We start from the raw sequence: 18,394 nt of genomic DNA, 5'->3' as shown, positions 1-18,394 counted from the left end.
GCTCCGATACTACCGCAGCTTGCCTATAAACTTCCTTACAAAAGTTGCACTTCATAGTTGAATCCGCCCAATAATAACGGACTAGACAAAGATCGTCATATTAATCTCAAACAATTACGTGCAATTGATATCTCTCGAATTGGCAAAAAGCAAGGCAGGCTTGAGAGTGAATATTTGCAATCGATCAAACAAGCTTTAGTAATTGTTTTTGATTTGTAGTTATCCTTAATATTTTGCTGCAAGTCTGTTACATAAATCTTAAATAAGCAGTAAGTCTATACGGTGAACCAAAAGTTGATGGCTGTATGAAAATAGCGGGAAAAGAACTTTAAATGGTAAATTGTTAATGATTGGGGTTGTTTTGCCATGAAATTTTTAATAATAATGTTGTTAGCTTAAATTCAAGCTCTTGATCTGGCAAGTTGCACAATAATGGTTTCAGACAAAATCGGAAAATTTGTTCACTCATCTCGTTATCTGCATATAGAAGCATTCAATTCACTTAGTCTAAGGGATTTAGAATTAATAGCAGATGCAGAGAAACTTGCGCAAGTCACTAAAGGCGTTAGTTACAATGTTGTCCGAATTTCTGAAAATAAAGAATCTGTTTCCTTCCTTCATTATCCTGATTTTTTTGATCAACCTTTTCCTAAACTGAATGCAAGTTGGCGCGTAGTACTCGATGGAGTTGCACAAATCCATCATCGTTCTTACGTTGATTCATTAAATCCGCCTATCCTCCACCGCAAAGAGCTTTTACTGCCATCTGAGCATAATGAGATTTCAAAATTTCAAGCACTGACCAATATAGCTGAAACATTGGGTCTGTTCGATGACCCTTCTAGAATTGGATTTCAAAACCAATGGGAGAAATTAATTGCCGAAAAAGGCTACCGCCTGGTTGAGTATGAATTTGTTCCACTTGGCAATGACTTTTCAGAAGTTGATAACGATAGTAGAACCCCTTCTGATGAGGTGCAGCGGCATTTAACAGCCCTTGTGCGATATGGGTTTTCCGCTCCTATACAAATGCTCGCAAGATTTGGCTTTCTCGATGGATTACATAGTGTCTTTGATTATGGTTGTGGCCGTGGAGATGATTTACGAGGTTTACAAGAAAATGGTATTCGAGCATCAGGTTGGGATCCACACTATGCACCAGAGAATCAAAAGAAGTTATCTAATATTGTTAATCTGGGCTTTGTCATCAATGTTATCGAAGATGTCAATGAGCGTATCGAAGCACTTCAAGGAGCCTATTCATTAACCCAAGAGCTACTAGTGGTGGCGGTGATGCTAACAAACCAATATGCGGTGAAGGGTAAGCCACTCTATGATGGAATTCTGACAACTCGCGGTACCTTTCAAAAATTTTATACACCAAGTGAACTAAAAATCTTTATCGAGCAAAATTTATATGAAGAATCAATCCCCGTAGCTCCGGGTATATTTTTCGTTTTTAAGGACAAAGATGCGGAACAACGTTTCTTAGTTGGCAGAAGCCGTTCACGTTCTAATCTATTGCGTGCTGCTAGCCAGTTACAACGTGCATCAAAACCAAGTAAGATTGAGAAAGATCTCGCACGCTATGCTGAACATCAGGCTCTGCTCGATTTGATTTGGCTTCAATGGTTGGAAAACGGACGTGAACCGGATAAAAGCGAAGCCATAAACTTACCTCAAGTACTTGAAGCTTTTGGTAGTTTTCATAGAGCACTTCGTTTCTTGCGAAGTCAAAAAGATGACGCCATTCTGGAAACTGCTCGCAAGATCCGGCAAGATGATTTATTAGTTTACTTTGCGCTTGGAATGTTTGAAAAGCGTAAACCCTATCGTCATCTTGATCCTCAATTGCAACGCGACATTAAAGCTCTTTTTGCTGATTATGGATCTGTCCAGCTAGCGGCAAGAGAGTTACTGTTCCAGATTTCGCAACCTGAGCGCATTGATGCAGCCTGTCGGGATGCGGCATCAAAAGGTCTTGGTTGGTATATCGAAGGCGAATCATTACAACTTCATTCAAGTCTTGTCGAGCGACTTACCCCCATTCTTCGTATATATATTGGTTGTGGTACAGCATTGTACGGTGATATTACATCCGCTGATCTAGTCAAAATTCACATACGTTCAGGAAAACTTACCCTGATGCGGTTTGATGATTTTTATGGCAAGCCACTTCCTAAAATGATACATCGTGTAAAAATATTATTTTATAAACAAGAGTTTCATCTTTTTGAGTATGGAGAAGGATTTGAGCCACCTTACCTTTATCTGAAATCGCGATTTATGAATGAAGAAATGGATAGCTACGCAGAACAGATCGCATTCGATAATCAATTAGAAGCTCTGAATCTTTTTGATTATTCAAACTATGGACCCAAAACAGAAGAATTTGAAAAAAAATTATATTTGGCCCGATGGGAAATTGATGGAATGCATTTAATTCGTAGTCAAGCTATTCCAAATCTTGATACGCCATGTGGTAAATATTTAACTTACAGGGATTTTATTGAATGTGGCGAGGCTCATGCCAGAACAGGCCTTTCTAATTTACCAAAAGAGGCCGATTCCTACACTGCTATATATGAACTTGCTACAAATATTCTTGATCCTGTTATAGATTATTTTGGAATGATTAAACTAACTTATGGTTTTTGCTCGGCAGAGCTTGCAAAAGAAATATCTGGAAGAATTTCGCCTGATCTAGATCAGCATGCTGCTCATGAAAGAAAACGAAATGGTAAATTTATATGCGAACGACTAGGCGCTGCTTGCGACTTTTTTATTGAAGATGAAGATATGGAAGAAGTCGTAGCATGGGTATGTAAAAACACAAACTTTGACAGAATATATTTTTATGATTCAGTAAGGCCTATACACGTCAGTTGGTCTCCAGAATCAAGCCGTCAAATGACTAGAATGAAATTGTCATCCAACGGAAAGCGTATCCCGCGAACCGTGATAATGGACTAAATTTCTTTAGGCAATTACTGCTGTTTTACCTACGTACAAACCCAAAATATAGAAAATCAGAGGTAGAAAAACTATATATAAGTCACTATTGTTTAGCTTAATTGGTACACTTTTAGTGCCCTATTGGGCACATTTGTGCTCCGTTATTTTATTTCTATAGCTACGAATTTAGATTTCTGGGAGAAGCATCTCATATGGGCAAGGTTGGTCAACCTTCATTGTCAAAGCAGATCGCTTCAACCACTGAAACGATGTCATCGTCTGACAAATATGGTGCTTGAGCAAAAATCAGCCCTTGTTCTCCATTCAATTTTGCAGCTAGGTGCCCTTTGCCTAACAACATCTCTGCTCCAGGACGATCTAGAGCAATGCGCGAAGTTGCTTCGCTGGATACTTTCAAAATCAATCGATTGCCCAAATTCTCGCGCAATTGCATCGGCATCACGTCCTTATCCGGTCGCTGGGCAGCAAAGAAAAGGTGAATACCTGCCGCGCGAGCCTTAACGCCGAGGCGTTGTACTGCTGCACTAACCGTTCCCTTGTAACTGTCATCCAGCATCCAGTCTGCGAACTCGTCATGAACCAAGAATACCATCGGCATACGATCTTCTGGCAATGACTTGGCGTTATAAGTTGACAAGTCACGAGCCCTCGCAGCAGCAAAAATCCTATAGCGTTCTTCCATTTCCTCAACCAATCCATTAAGTACTTCGACAGATCTTTCACGGGTGGTGATGATCGCTTCCCGTAAGTGAGGAAGGATAGCTAAGCCAATGTAATCAACACCCATTTTGGGGTCTATCAGGATAATATTAGCCAAAGAGCTTGGATTTGTGGCAGCAATGTCTAGCAGCAATGCCTGAATCAGCACAGATTTCCCACTGCCTGTTGATCCTGCAATCAAGGAATGTGGTTCGTGCTGAGATAAGCCGCCGAAGTCACTACCTAGGTTCAGATACAATACATTGCCAGTCAACTCTTGGAGGCCAAGCACAAATGATGTATTGATACCGGCAGTATTTTTGTTCATCTGACGCATCGCCCAGATATCCCATAACGAAACGGGTTGGCGCATTACACCTGCGATCGAAACAATGATCTCGCCCGGTTTTGGTTGAACTGTTACCAATTGGATACTATGAGTAGTCAGTAACTGTGTTCGTTTCGCTTCGATGTCTTCCATCCGAAGACGATCCGATCCTGAAAGACGTATCAAACAGCCGTTAGGTGTCAATCGAGCCCCGATAATGTTGGCCTGGAAACCATAGCTATTGAGTGCTTTTTTCAGATTGACCTTAACTTCATTAGCCCAGGTTTCCCGATCATCTACCAGTTGATCGCGTTGTGCCAAATGTTCGGTCACGAGACTCATCAGAGCCGTACCTTGGGTGGGCTTAGATTTGATCGATTTGATTTCATCAAGAATAGTCGTGATGCTTGGCGCCATAATGGGCGTATCTGATGAGCAGACTACTTCAACTTGCAAGGTCGTTTGTGGTTCAACGGCACTAACAATAGTGCTTTCATCCGAGGGGATTTTGTTAAATAGATCTGATTCTGACTGCGTAAGTCGATCAATCATGTTAGTCCAGGTCACACGTTTCGCAAGTTGCTGAACATGTATTTCATTCCATGGTGTATCTATTCCGATAGTTTGGCGAACTACCAGTGAGTTTTCGCGACGAGCGTATGCTTCAGCCAGCCCTCGCAAATCAGGACGGTCAAACACCTCTTGATATGAGTTGATGCCATCAGTTTCTTCAATGATGATTCGTTCTGATCGTGAAGCAGTCTGACCGGGTTCGGGCGTGTGAATGAAAATATTCGAATAGCCCCGAAGTGTAATCCCTACGCTAGCATCGCGTATCGCAACTCGAGCGCGCTCGAGCAAAGCAGTTTGTCCAGGAGGGATCACTGCGTCGATCAATAGATCAGCTATCCTTGATAGCCAAAGGTCACGATCAAGACGACCGGGATCCCCAAAAAGAGCTTCCCTAATTATCGTCAGTGTTGCAAGCAACTGTGCTTTAGATGAACGCCTAGCATCTGCTTCACCCGCGCCAGCCACGTACTTTGATTCAACAATGATTAAGTGAAGTCTGATACCTTCTGCCGAATCATGAATACACATCCCCAAAAGATCAGCTATACGATTTTCTCGTTGCGCTAGCCAGTTAGCATAATCGTCCAGCAAAAAGAAAACTTGTATGGAGGGCTCGTTAGCACCTCCACAGATGATTTTAAACTCATCTTCCATCATAAAACGACTCAAAACCAAACCGATTAATTCGCCCGCTGATACTCCTCTCTTGGCCGCTCGAAGCACGATATCACCAGAAACGCTGATTGCATCGTCGATCAGGCGTTGAGTAGTCGCATTGAGTTCGTCCTCCGTTAGCGTGAGCCCCAACTCTTGAATACGTCGCTTAGCCAGAACGCTCAGCAGCCGAAGCTCAGATGTTGAGCTGACGATCATATTGCGGCCGTTGGTTCGGTTACGACGGTATCGCACTACGTTGATTTTGTTGGCTTGAAGTTGCCGCTTATCAAGCAACTCGTCGTAGGTGGCTACCCACTCGGCCAAGTTATGCGCATCCTCGAACACACTGCGAAGACGATCGCTCTGCAAAGAAATTTGGCGGGCAGGCACCAGGTGGTGTTGCAGGGATACGTCTTGTTGTCGCACCACAGCACCGACCATATCAACGTACGCACGCCCCGTGGCAGTTTGCTGTGGGCAAGTCAAGAACGTGGTCGATTTCAGTTCATTTTCACCGGATACGCTGCGATACGACCACCGCGAGGGCGCGTGTTCGAACACCGGCCGATCGTTAAGCCAATCCACGGGGACCCACTCTTCGGTAGCCGTTCGAGATATCACATCGTGCAAGAAAGCAATGTCAAAGGGACGGAAGCCATCCTCGGGTTTAGTGATTGTAATGTTCGGCGGGGACACTGAAATGCGAAGCTTGGACATAAAGTTGTCGGAAGTCTCACTAGCCACGGACAAATCGGGATCAGCATCCGATTTGCTCACCAATTCAGCGTATATCCTTCGAAGTTTTCCCGAATCTTGATGGCGCACTGACACGTTGCAATGAAGCTCAAGATCCTCTTGCAGGCCCGTCAACTCCCGGACTGTTGCAAGCGGCAAATCTGCAGCATCAGCATTGTAGAGCAAAATGCTTAAGTTCGACCGCTCGTGCGGCTGAAGGCCTACATACCGTTCCAATAGCTCACGGATTTGACGTGCAGCTTCCATCGGATTAACGTCAGTGAGTTGTTCGTCATCCGCTCGAACCGGTCGTTCCAGCAGGCTGTATCCGTTGACGGTACTGCTTGTGGTCACCAAAACTGGCGTCCCTGATCGGTCGGCAACGGCGATTTCAGGGTAAAACGGGTGCTCCAGCTCTTCGCTGAACTCCTGGAAGAAGATGTTGCGATCTCCGAAGGTAGCATACTGGCCGACCAATAGGTGCGTAATCAAGCCAGCTACTCGGCGGAGTTTCACGGCCAGTGCCTTCATACGTTCCGGATGCCAAGGAGGGACGATGATGCTAGGTTGGTCGCCCGTCAGGCGAATCGTTCCTACTGTCAGCACTTCTGACACGAGCTTAGCGCGGGCTACGTCTCCCCGTGCGTGAATTTTCAACATCCGTAGCAACGCCCCAAAAGATTCCGCTTGGTTCAAGATGGCTTCGGTGTGCAAGCCGCTTTCGAGAAAATGCTTGATAGCATCGGAGTAGTCCGATTCAAAGGTGGCCCACGCGACCTTAATTTCTTTCAGTTGCTCAGCAGTTAAGCGGCCATCATTGTATAGCTCGTCAATGCGGCGCTTGATTTCTGCTCGAAGACTCTTGATACGACCGGGCGGGGGAACCAGCGACCCCGCATCGCGTCCGAAGGTAGCTTCAAGCGTGTTCACATCTAATAAGGACACACTCTGGACACCGCCCTTCTTGCTCACCATCCGCCGCAGTACTTCTGTGCAGGCAATACCCCCCTTTTCCAGCAATCGCTTCATGTCGTCGTGAAGTGTTAACCCGATGGCCTCTGGACGTGCCATCCATAACAATTGGGTCTTCTCGATCGTTTGATCGTTGCCCGCATGCTGTTCAACCAAGCTCACTTCAAACTTGATCTGCGTTTGTAGTTTAGAAGCGGATGTACTTGGTTTTAGCTTTCCATCTTTTCGTTTGTTTTCGTACTCGAAAAATGCAGGGTAATCAAAAAGAGGATCAGGAATGTCTGCTGTTCCCATCTTTTCCACATGCCATTGTACGCGCTCGCACAATAGCTGCGGTAGGCCACGGTACATGATGGAGAAGAAGGCACCGACATCGTGATTGTAGCGTTCACGCCATTCGGTGCGTCCCTTGGTAACACGGACTCTAATAAAACGTTCTGTGGTTGGCTCCCCTGCACGAACTACTAGGCGCTGAACGGCCGTTACCAAGCCATCCAAAAAATCAGTGCACTCGATTGGCTTCCCGAATACCACCTTTTCCCAGCGGCCGCGAAGCCTTGGATCCTGGTCAAGGTAACGCCGGTGCACTTCGAAGAACTCCTCGTCGGCCTCGTTCCAATCTGATCGCCTTTCCCGAGCTTTCAGTTCCTCAAGATGCTTCTTCCAGGCATCCGTTAAAACACCCGGGTCGGTGCAGTCGTTTTCAAAAAAGTCGAGGGTATGATCGGCCAACTTTTGTTGCTTTTCTTTGGGGCGATCGAACAATAAATGTATGCCATCACTCTCCCATTCGAGTAGGGATAGCGCTTCCTTCGTATCTGGATCCCCGGGTTGCGCCCGAATAAAATCTTCAATAACGGGGTGAGCAGCGAGTTGGATCAATTCACGGTTGCTCTCAAACCTTTCACACATGTCTTCCGGATCGATTGCTTGTCCTGTTTTGTGTTGTTTGAGTAATAGCGGTGCGCGGTCGGAAAATAGCTTCTCGAAGGCCTTTCGCCACGGGCCGCTGGCCGTACCAAACGATCTAGTGTTCGAAAATAACGTGGTATCCCGAGGTAGTGCTAGACGTGGTAATGCCCAGCCTAGCGCATCTCGAATGGGATGGCCTTCCATTCTGGATGCTTCGCTAATCTGGGCACAGTAGTCTCCGAGCTGAAACAGCGACATGTCGGCAACTGCCAAGAGTCCTTTCAATGCAGCCTGGAACACCCGACGATCTTCCGGTGCCAAGGGTAAGGCAGTGGTGCGAACGGTCGCTTCGGCCCAAGCATCCTCGTGCGCCCGAAACTCCTGAGCGCCTAATGCAGTGACGTAACCAAGGGTGTCGGAAATGTTAGGCTCGTTGCCGTTGGCAGTGAGTAATGCGGCTTTGTCTGTGCCAATGTTTCGGACAGCACCTGCGTTCTCATCCGTCAACACTTCCGGAGGAAGTCCTAGGCCAGCTACTAAGACCGCGGGAATCTTAATCTCTATCTGTTCCCTTAGATCCGGGTCTGCCAATACTTCGCGAACCACCGAGGCTATTTGAAAGGCGTTGAGGCGATCAAGACGAAATAGAGCGGCGGCACCGTCCGAGGCAGGAGCACCACCGATGCGACGCCGCAAGATGTCGGCGCCGACGCGACCTACGATTTTGTCCGCTAGCATTACATGCCACCTTGCCGATTGAATGGGTTTTCCACAAATGCACAAGAGTCAGAAAGTCGGCGAACCAACCCCAGGCCATACAGTCGCGTTTCCAAATGCTCCGCGTTGTTCATCAACGCTTCTTGGTCCACTTGGTTGTTTTGAATGTGGCGGGTCCCTTCTATGTGACCAATAACCAAGCCGTAGCGACGATAAATTTCAGCAAGGAACTCGCCAAACTCCATCCGATCATCGACAACAGTCACTACCAATGCTTTCAAAAAGCGATCGTTCGGTGCGTAACGAACCCGTCTGGCTAGGCGCCGTGAACTGAGACCGATGGCGCGGGACCACGTATTGTGAATCTTCTCGACGTGCTGCGCATGACGAGTTTCCGCCTTTTTGAGGAGTTCCTCGATCAATCGCTCCCCAGACAACTGGTGAATGTCGATTTCATCATCTTTGTCGTACTGGAAGCGTTCCGCCATGATGTGAGCACATTCGCCTTTCGGATCCTCCGAGTTCAAGGCGGCTTCCCATTCAGGAGTTGTTCGGACGTTTTCGACCAAAGCCTTTACGGCTCGTAGCGAAATAGTTTGGTTAGCTTGGAATGACTCGCCCGACAACGCTCTGACTTTGGTTCGTTGGCTTGAAACCACCTCGCAAACAATCTCAACAGGTTCTACGTCACCTAAAGAATTTTTACCACTTTCAAGAAAGTATAAAAGAAGGTTCAACCCGGTTATGATAGTGATATGATCGAGACCATCATAGATGGGAATGTCTCTGCCTAGGATGGCCAGCCAGTCGTCGCAAAGCCGGTCGAACCTAGGAAGCTGAGCATAGGGCAAATAACCAACATCACGTCGGTTTGGTGCTTGCTGAACCGATCCTTGTAATACCTTGACCAACTGGTTCATGTTGGATGGTCGCCGGAACAAACGCTCAACGAGTTGGTGGCCCAGAACTCTACCGTTACTGGCTCGTCCTAACATCAGGTATAGGAGTTCCCCCGTACGAGCGAAAAATCGCCGATCGTTGGATGCATGGTTATTTGCATCGAATCTCAAGTCTTCGTACAAAGCGTCGGGGCCAAATGGGAACACAAATTTTGAGCTCCAACGTTTATTGCTTTTTCCTTCAAAAGCCGACGACCGGAGCAATTCAATCGATCGCGCGAAATCATCGAAGGATGTGAACGATTTCCGGAGATGATCGAAAAACATGTCCTCAATTTCGACCGCGTCGCGCTTGAACTGCTCTATCCATGTGTCCCACTTAGTGTCGTCAGGGATTTTCCGCGCTCGTACGACTTCAACATAAGGATTGTTGAACAACAAGCTTCTGAGGCGGATTTGATGCTGGGGCTGATAGCTTATCTTCACGGAAGGTGGTGCGTTCAATGGATCGTTGAGGTTTGATTGCAGTACGTTCAGAAATTCGAGAATGACCAAGTGAGGCAGTTGTTCATCGTAAAGTCGGTGACCCCAAATGTGCTCATCGACGGCGAAGGAAGCATGTTCAATACGTGGTGCCATTATGCGTTCCTTACTGAGATCCGTTTTAAAAATCCGTGACCGTTTTGCTCGATTTCGATGAAAGTTAAACCCAAACTTGCATGTTCCTCCGCCGTATCATCGTCATCGCCCTCATTCCCGTGGCCCTGTGCCCGCACTAGCTCAGCTTTACGGAGAAGCCTTGCTTTAAACGCAAGTAAGTCTTCGAAGCACTCGTTGGAGAAACTGCTGGGCAATGCGCCTTCAGCCACTCGACATAAGAACTCGAACCTCACCGGGGTAAGGTCAAATGGAACCGAGCCTTGATTTCCACCACCGACCGAGATGTCCAAGCAGGGCCTCTGCCCATTTTTTTCCCATCGGATATGCATCCCTATACCACCAGTACGGTAACTAGGAACGGCGCTTTCGCATAAGACGCTGATTTTGGATTGGGTAAAACCACCTGAGTTGGCAATGAACACGATGTCCGAGTTGTCTAGCAAAAGGCCTGTCATAACCCGGTTAAGACCCTGAACCAAGCGAGAGCGGATTTTCTCTTCCACCAATCGTTTGGACTCACCTGGAACGACACTATGCAGAAGACGGAGGTAATCACCCGCGAACCGGAAAGTTGTAAGATTCCAGAACGGGTATTTGCTATAAACCTCATCCGGCAACGTGAAGAAAAGCCGTTGACGTTGATCTGCCAATCGATCTAGGAAGCCCCTTGCACCCTCTTCCAAACGTACAGACTCTTCTCCTTCGAGATACTGTTTTTGAAGAGCCAGGTATTCCTTCGTGGCCCCGTAAACCCTGTCAGCGCCCACGAATTGGTCAAAGTCTGCGCGTAGCCTGGTATCGTCTGATCCATAAACCAACAAACCGTCGGCACCGTTCGTTGTTTCCTCGCCGATACCAAAAGACCGTAAAGTCTTGAACACGGGGCGCGCCATGGCACGTCGGTAGGGCAAGTTAGCTGCAAAGACATTTCTATAAATACTGCCTTGATCCACTGCATCGTCATCTTGAATTTGAACAACGTCTGAGCAGCTCATAAGTCCTTCCTTCACAGAAGGATGATTGTGGCCCAAGAGCAAGTTCGCTGCCAATGCAAGTAAATCGCGTACAGGTAAATGGGCGCCATTCAGACGCGCGATCTCAATCAAGTCTCCCAAACGATGAGCAAACCGGCCGCCATCCTCCAGGCCGATGGCTCGCTTTCGGTTTTCAGCGATCGGACAGATGCGTTCTCCTTGGTTAAGCTCGCAGCTCGAACACCGATCCCATTCGGGATGTTCCATTACCGCTTTGATAACGGCCGACAAGGATTGTCGATGCCCTGATCGACTCAGATCAATGACTTTGAGCCTCGGATGTTCGAATCCGTCTTGGAAAAAAGCATTCTGAACCGGCGCCAGCAGAGGTGAAGGGACGTCTTCCGCGTCTCTACTCTTACGGAGTCGATCGAGGATTTGACCGTGGTTGCAAGCAATCACGTAAACGGTAGTATTCTCGTTCCCTTCGACGGACTGTTCTAGACCATCAAGGATTTTTTCACCTTCTGGGCCTTTCAGCTCACTGAGGTCCTTCACAAAAACAACGGAGCGCCCCGGCAACTCCAATGTTTGGATCTTTTCCCGGGCTGCCCATTTCTTCTCATTACCACCAAGCCGCAACCATAGTTGACGGGCATGATAGGTTTTGCCATCGCCTGCTGTACCCGCGATTAGTAACGATCCGTTTTTGTCGGTTTTAACATATGCCAGCATCTCATCAACATAAGGCGTTGGTAGTGAAATTGGACTAACGTTCGCTTGACTCAACGCAACATTGACGTGCTCGTCAAAGAGGTTGCTATTTGTAGGTAGGGGGCCATAATTTCTAAGGAATCGTACCCACTTGAGAGCTGGTGGAGTCATGTTTTGATCTTGCAGTTATTCTGAATTTTATAGAAACAAGGGCATACGTGACGGCGTGCAATCTACTTTACAAGCTACAAATAAGACAGGACTCATCAACTTCTTCCTCTGCAATTATAGCAAGCTTATCTTGCCAACTTACAGCAGAGATTGATTTTAGCTTTTGACTTGCATTCTGCTTGATAGCTTCCGCACGTATTTCTAGTTCATCCAGACTTTCACCTTGAGACCAGGTATATCGTGTGCCTGTTTCAGGATCAAACTTTTCATATTGTTTTGCATCTTCGAACAATTGGGGGTGGCGTTCTTTGAGACCAACCCATTCAGATTTACGCTGAAAAAAACAGAAATAGCATCCTGACCTGCTACGCCACTCATAGTAAGCAGGAATGCCAAGGCCAGAATCATTCAAAATACGCATAATATCAGCATATACAAGACCTGCTTCTTTAAAAGGAAATACTGCTTTGATATTAGGTTTAGTACTTACGTATCCTTCTCGATCTTCATCAGCACGTATTCCTACATAACTAACGACGACATCATCACCCGCAAACTCCTCAAATGGCCTTATTTTAAGTTCACGAGTACACCAGCGCGTATTAGGGGATGGAAGAAAATTGTTATATTGATTTTTAAGAAGATGATCAAAAGTCCGTGTGGCATTGATACGAGCTATAGGTTTGCCAAGGTAAGCCTCCAATTTATCCAAGTATTCATAGGTCTCGGGTAGTTCAGCACCTGTATCAGTAAAAAAGTATTCCATCTGTGGTACCTTGTCTCGCATAAAAATTGCAAGCGCAGAACTATCTTTACCTCCAGAAAGACCAAGAACGTGACGTATTTTTTTATCGCTCATTGCTTGCTCCTATTTCTTTTTTTGATGATAAATCATTCTCTCTATTCTTTTGATTCGCAATGTGTTCTTCAAAAAGCTGAGCTAGAAGTGCCAAACGCAGATCCTCTGAAGGCAAATCACTCAGCATGCGCTGAATCAATTCGAATTTTTCGCTTATGGCTTTTTTCTTGGATTCATCAAGTGAAATAATAGCATCATGATCATTCCCACCTTGACGCACCGTTCGGAGCATTACCACCTCAATTTGAGTGTTATGAGAAGATGATGCGCTATCTTCATAGTGAATACGCAAACGCTCTAGATCGCGCAAACGTTTTGAGAATTCAACAAGACGGTATTCCGCTATATTGATATCTTCATCTAACCATTTTTCAGGAGGTTTGCGAGCGACGAAAGTTGCCAGACTATTTAGCCAATGTCCGTCATCACCATAGGGGTCAGCCAAACGGCCCAAAAATGCCTTCAATCCATGAGTATCAATCGTATATGTTTGAAGTGGGCCATAGCGTCCGCGCAAACGTTCACGCAATTCTGAGAATACAACTTTCTCATTCTCATTAAAGGTAATTTTGAGCATCAACCGAAACTCGCTTAACAAGCTATGATAAGCAATGCGCAGTTCTGAGAATACTGACTTTAATTCTTTGGAAAAATCTTCAAGTACTTCAATTGTTGTTTCTGCGCCAATTGGTCTGAATCCACAGGCAATCGGCAATTCTTTAAATAACAATTGTGGCGGGGATTTTGCTGCAAAGAAATGCTCACGTACTTTCTGTGCTTTTTCAGAAATGCGTTTAGTTCGCTTTGTATAATCCGGCAAATTGACCATAAACCTAGATAGTGGTTTAAGTACTGCCATCATATTAACGTCAGCAGGGTCATCAAGTGTAATAGCTTGCGCATATTTCTTGAAAAGCTGGTCTCTTAGATGATCAATTCTGAGACGCTGAATTGAGAACATCTCAGGCGACTTCAAGATTTTTTCCAATAATTCCTGAGTTAGGAATGGTGAGAAATAACCCTCTTCGTAGATAACAATCTCTTCCTTATAAACCAAATAAGCTGCAAGAAAGAGCACTGGTAGTAGGCCTGATTTAATACCATACGGTGGATTTAATAATTCTTGGTAAAATTGAGAGATCGCTAGCGGATTCTGCTCGGTACGACTTAAGAAGTTATCAATTGCTTCCCAAAGAGATTGGATATCTCTATCTGATGCTAACGGGGATTCAGGTACTGTAAATTGCCACCCTTGATTCGTCTTAGTATGAAGGCCAGTAGCTCGAAGAATAGAGCGATAGATCGCTTTCTCTGGTGGAAATTTCTCAATTCCTAGATCTTCAATAGACTCCATTTCAAGCATAGCAAGCAGTAATTTCTTACGGCCAGCTATTGCACTTGAAGAAGGTTTCTCACGATTGATCAGTTCATTATGTAAATGCGGTGTTTTAGAGTAATTACTTTTCAACACTAAAGTTAGTAGCTCTTGGAATGCACGTTTATTATTTACTTTGTAGCGGCGAGCATCCCAATGCCAAGTCGATTTACTTGGTTCTTCAAGAATACTTGAGATAACCTTTCTCTCATTGTTGATTGCGACAGTCAACCTATCTTTGAGCTCACGTTGAGCAATCGGATCGGATGCTAATTCAGGACTGCTATGCTGGACCTTTTGCAAAGCAATAAGCTCAATCAAAGATTCTTTCAATGTTGCACTTGATCCTATAATTGCACCGATTGCTAGTGAACACTCGAGTGTACCCAAGCAGCTTTCAAAGAGGGATTCATCTTCCCCCGTTTCTGACAAACATAAATATAGTGTAGGTTCATCTGTTGAAACGATTTGATTTGTATTAAATCTATCAATAAATATTGGCCTGAAATATCGTAGCGTGCCTATTTCAATCCCATAACGTCGGGCAACGACAGGTTGCAAAGGTTTTTTCTCATTAAGTGTCTCTGCAAGATGAATGCTGGCCATTTGCGCTTTTTGCTGTTGTACAGAAGCTTCTAGATCAAAATCACTGCCTTGCCATACACGATACTCGGCATTATATTTACGGTAAGTGATAATTGATTTTTCTTGTAACGACTCCAGTGCGTGATTGATAGTGTCTTCATTATTATCTCCACAAAGGGCGATAATTTCTTTTGATGCTTTTAATCCACCTTGAGCACCGATAATGTTAAGTAATCCAATAGTTTTGAGTAATTGGATTTCCTGTATAGGTGCATCCCCTAAACGTTCCAACGCCATCACGACTTCTGCCCAGCGGCGATGAGTTGCATGATCTGTGGTTAGTCCTGGTTGATTCAAAATGAAATACTGATAAATTTCCCAAGGCATTATCCAGGGCAATCCATCATTAGTAATTTCAAGATGAGTTAACGTATCAAGAAAACCATATGGCTCTTGACTACCTAAATAGGTAAATATAGTACGTTCATTTTGTGCTATTTTTTGGCATAGCGTGGGCAACAATAATAAAGTTAAAGGATGTAAGGGATAGCAGCTCTCAAATAATTTCTGAGCAGTTGCAACGCTCATTCCTGTGGGTAAGGCATTGACCAAAGCGAGTGATTTCACTATGTGATCACATTGAGTAGATTTCCGTACGATAATATCGTTATCAAAATTGGAAATCAGCGATGCTGAAAGAATTCGTAGAGTTTGTTCAGCGGATTCAAGAAATGGTACATTTTCAAAACGACCTTGTACTTTTTTCCACTCATTCTTAAGCTTCTCACCAAATCCCTGGAAATATTGTTCGAAAGCTTGATGTAATAGAACTACAAAATGCAGTGGAATTAAATTGGGCCTAAAAGCAGACTCCGCAATTGCTTGTAACAAAAATACATCATTAGCATTGCGATTCCTCGCTTCGAATTCCAGAAACTTGCCTAACTCATCAATTATGATAAGGATGCCAACTCCTTGCGCTCGATGAACAGCTTTCTGAAGCTCTGAAATTAGTTCAGTTACTTTTGAAGTGGTAACGAAGTCAGATTCTGACATAGCCTGAAGCTGCTTAAGAATATCCGGCAAAGGCCCTTGCTTTTTACCAAAAAAAACTTGAGCACTAGTAAGCATGGCTTTCGTAAGTCTTTTACTAAGTGCTTCTGGACTACCAGTTAAATTGATGCAGCAATAACCATTAGTTCCGGTGAGTTCTTGTGAAATCTTTTTGGCTATACTCTCATCTGCACTTTTTAATATATTCATTGCATGTTGCCATGTTGCAGATCCTGGGTTACCTAATAATTGGCTAAGAAATAAGCCAAATGCTGATTTCCCTGATCCATAAGGTCCTACTAGGGCCCATGCACGAGGCGCTTCTTTAGTATTAATTGTATCGACGACACGACTCAACGTTTGAACCGCACGATGTGTTGGAATATAAGTACATGCACTTGAATCTCCTTCAGAATCTCGTTCCAAATTAATCGATCTCGTGTAATGTGTGTTAACCTTTAAAAGGTTTATCAGTCTCATGCTCTTATCTCCACCAATCGCGCCTCGTTAGATTCTTCGTAATATTTATCTAATACATCCAATGGTTCAATTTGCTTGAGCATGTACAGTTGATGAATACCGGCAGTTTCTCTAAGTTCAAAAACGCCAGGTAACCAAGTTATCATTTCTTCTAGTTTATCGATTAGCCCCTCTTCATTTAACCTATAGACGGCTCCTGGAGCAGCATAAAAGCCATCACTGATCATCAATTTTTCGACAGGCAAGCTAGATAATCTAGAAAATTTGAAAACTTCCAGAACCGCATAGCTAAATGGCACGACTGGGAGATTCCAACGATTTTCAAGTTTAGACTCATGATATTTTGAATTACCAATTTCATTAAGCAACCCGAGAATAGCTAGCGGAGAGTCAAGTCCTTCTTCAATTGGAGTTTTCTTAAAATCTATTGTCGGCTCGTATGTTCGTAGCATTAATGTGATATCACTTCTCAAAGTATTATCGGCAACTCGGCTACTTACATTCTCATGTACAAATACTTGCAAAGCTTCAAATAATTCTTTTTGTGTGAATTCAGGTTTGTGGAATCTATTGAAAAACCAGAAAAATGCTGTTGCATTCTCGGCATTTGAAGCGATTAACCAATGGAGTAGCCAAATAGTGGCATCGTCTTCTAGATATGGATCATGTCCATTTTTTATATCAAATAGCCGTTTTCCTAGTGCGGTCGATGTTAATGTATGTTTATTGGCTTCTAGAATTTGACACGCAATAAGCCAATAGCGAATCGCATGTACCATATTTTTGCCTACACCCAGAACAACTGTTGCATCATCCTTTTCAAAAATTGAAGAATCTTCGCACCAAGCTTTGAAGCCTTTTGTTAACCAGCCAAAACGAAGTGTAAAGGTCTCATGGCGGCCAAAAGATACAGCAGAAGATTTATCAAATGGTTTCATTTTAAAGCTTCCTTCATTTGATGTTTATCTTCATCAAATGGTAAGGATCCTTGCGTGGTATTAGTCAAATAATTTTCTGCTGAGAGAACGAACCACTCTTTAAGTGTAAGGCCATTCTTCATTAATGTTGCATGCAGTTTCTTCTTTAATGCAGGATCAATTTCAATCACTACACGTCCACTTCTTCCAATGCTCATCCATGCCTCTATATGATGTAACTTATGTAATATTACAAATTGTGTTCCAATTTCTGGATTTAGTAAAGATGTCCCTGATTCCGCAATTTTAATTATTACTTTCATTCATATGCCCAACAGCACGTTCTAAATCCGCATCAATCATCGTTTGCTAACTACTAGAATCCCAATACAGCCAGGCATCTTTTTTTATCGGCAAATATTGCATAACTAATGACTGAAAAAGTTGGAAAGATTCCTGCGTTGGTGAGATTCATCTATGAGTATGATGCTGTCCGATACCAAATCTCCCAAAATACGAGTATTGGTTAGAGGTCTCTGCATAACCGGTTTCCTTCTTTGTAAAAACTTATACGCGCTTGACTTGAATATGCTGAGATCGAGCAGAAAAGCTCAAAAATACAGTTATGCAGCGGTCTTTAATAACAATGAAAAATGCAGCTACATATTCCCGTCTATATAGAAGATCCAATGTATAGACTTAAATAGCAATCTGAAAAGCAATTCATTCAGGATTGAAATCCGACTGTGTCTTATATTTGCGAATAAAGTGAGTTTTTAGGCGACAAGCACATAAAATGCTTAAAAGTTATTGATTTATAGCATTATATCCTGCTAGATTACCAATCACTTCTTAAACCACCAATAGGGCGTTACATGAACAAGACTGAATTGATTGAAGCCATTGCTACTCGTTCTAAAACCACCAAAGCCCAAACTACCGCCATGCTGAACGGATTGCTTGAAGTTATTCAAGAAACCATGGCAAGCGGCAACGATGTTCAGTTAGTGGGGTTTGGTACTTTTTCAGTGACAGAACGTGCAAGTCGTGAAGGCCGCAATCCAGCGACTGGTGTAACCATGACAATTCCTGCCAAAAAGGTCGTTAAATTCAAGCCAGGTAAAGCCCTGTCTGATGC

10 protein-coding genes are annotated in these 18,394 nt (G+C 44.3%); 3 read left to right on the top strand and 7 right to left on the bottom strand.

All coding sequences use genetic code 11. The features are described from left to right. The first annotated feature begins 57 nt into the window (after nucleotides 1-57). On the top strand, nucleotides 58-219 hold the full coding sequence (locus K2P83_RS09265; protein ID WP_292928518.1) for a type II toxin-antitoxin system PemK/MazF family toxin: 162 nt from the start codon (nucleotides 58-60) through the stop codon (nucleotides 217-219). Between the two features lie 213 nt (nucleotides 220-432). Next, entirely contained in the window at nucleotides 433-2,973 is a 2,541-nt protein-coding gene (locus K2P83_RS09260) for a DNA phosphorothioation-associated putative methyltransferase (RefSeq protein WP_292928516.1), read from the top strand. A gap of 208 nt (nucleotides 2,974-3,181) precedes the next feature. Here the strand turns inward: K2P83_RS09260 and K2P83_RS09255 are convergent, their stop codons facing one another. The 7 genes from K2P83_RS09255 to K2P83_RS09225 form a co-directional block, all read right to left on the bottom strand. Next, the gene (locus K2P83_RS09255) at nucleotides 3,182-8,590 is read right to left on the bottom strand and encodes an FtsK/SpoIIIE domain-containing protein (RefSeq protein WP_292928514.1); all 5,409 of its coding nucleotides are present in this window, start codon (nucleotides 8,588-8,590) and stop codon (nucleotides 3,182-3,184) included. Further along, nucleotides 8,590-10,107 carry a hypothetical protein gene (locus K2P83_RS09250; protein WP_292928512.1) on the bottom strand — a complete coding sequence of 506 codons (1,518 nt, stop codon included), beginning with the start codon at nucleotides 10,105-10,107 and terminating at the stop codon, nucleotides 8,590-8,592. The genes K2P83_RS09255 and K2P83_RS09250 overlap by 1 nt, the downstream gene beginning before the upstream one ends. Further along, a complete protein-coding gene (locus K2P83_RS09245; protein WP_292928510.1) occupies nucleotides 10,107-11,987 on the bottom strand; it encodes a hypothetical protein in 1,881 nt (626 codons plus the stop codon). The genes K2P83_RS09250 and K2P83_RS09245 overlap by 1 nt, the downstream gene beginning before the upstream one ends. Before the next feature lie 67 nt (nucleotides 11,988-12,054). Then, the gene (locus K2P83_RS09240; RefSeq protein ID WP_292928508.1) at nucleotides 12,055-12,846 is read right to left on the bottom strand and encodes a phosphoadenosine phosphosulfate reductase family protein; all 792 of its coding nucleotides are present in this window, start codon (nucleotides 12,844-12,846) and stop codon (nucleotides 12,055-12,057) included. After that, a complete protein-coding gene (locus tag K2P83_RS09235; protein WP_292928506.1) occupies nucleotides 12,836-16,285 on the bottom strand; it encodes a hypothetical protein in 3,450 nt (1,149 codons plus the stop codon). Before K2P83_RS09235 ends, K2P83_RS09240 begins: the two co-directional genes overlap by 11 nt. Nucleotides 16,286-16,335: 50 nt before the next feature. After that, entirely contained in the window at nucleotides 16,336-17,277 is a 942-nt protein-coding gene (locus K2P83_RS09230; protein ID WP_292928504.1) for a DUF4007 family protein, read from the bottom strand. Beyond that, nucleotides 17,274-17,579 (bottom strand): hypothetical protein, encoded by a 306-nt coding sequence (locus K2P83_RS09225; protein ID WP_292928502.1) that lies wholly within the window; start codon nucleotides 17,577-17,579, stop codon nucleotides 17,274-17,276. Before K2P83_RS09225 ends, K2P83_RS09230 begins: the two co-directional genes overlap by 4 nt. A 552-nt stretch (nucleotides 17,580-18,131) precedes the next feature. Between K2P83_RS09225 and K2P83_RS09220 the strand changes: the two genes are divergently transcribed. After that, a partial coding sequence (locus K2P83_RS09220; protein WP_292928500.1) for an HU family DNA-binding protein occupies nucleotides 18,132-18,394 on the top strand: 263 nt, incomplete at its 3' end.

The organism is Nitrosomonas sp. (genome assembly GCF_019752415.1).
Taxonomy (GTDB): Bacteria; Pseudomonadota; Gammaproteobacteria; order Burkholderiales; family Nitrosomonadaceae; genus Nitrosomonas.
Note: the sequence above shows the minus strand (reverse complement) of the source record. Positions and strands in the feature narration are given on the sequence as shown.

Bases quoted from the DNA above. Each gene is read 5' to 3' on its own strand.
- K2P83_RS09260 (WP_292928516.1), top strand. From the start codon at position 433: ATGGTTTCAGACAAAATCGGAAAATTTGTTCACTCATCTCGTTATCTG.
- K2P83_RS09255 (WP_292928514.1), bottom strand. From the start codon at position 8,590: ATGCTAGCGGACAAAATCGTAGGTCGCGTCGGCGCCGACATCTTGCGG.
- K2P83_RS09250 (WP_292928512.1), bottom strand. From the start codon at position 10,107: ATGGCACCACGTATTGAACATGCTTCCTTCGCCGTCGATGAGCACATT.
- K2P83_RS09245 (WP_292928510.1), bottom strand. From the start codon at position 11,987: ATGACTCCACCAGCTCTCAAGTGGGTACGATTCCTTAGAAATTATGGC.
- K2P83_RS09240 (WP_292928508.1), bottom strand. From the start codon at position 12,846: ATGAGCGATAAAAAAATACGTCACGTTCTTGGTCTTTCTGGAGGTAAA.
- K2P83_RS09230 (WP_292928504.1), bottom strand. From the start codon at position 17,277: ATGAAACCATTTGATAAATCTTCTGCTGTATCTTTTGGCCGCCATGAG.
- K2P83_RS09225 (WP_292928502.1), bottom strand. From the start codon at position 17,579: ATGAAAGTAATAATTAAAATTGCGGAATCAGGGACATCTTTACTAAAT.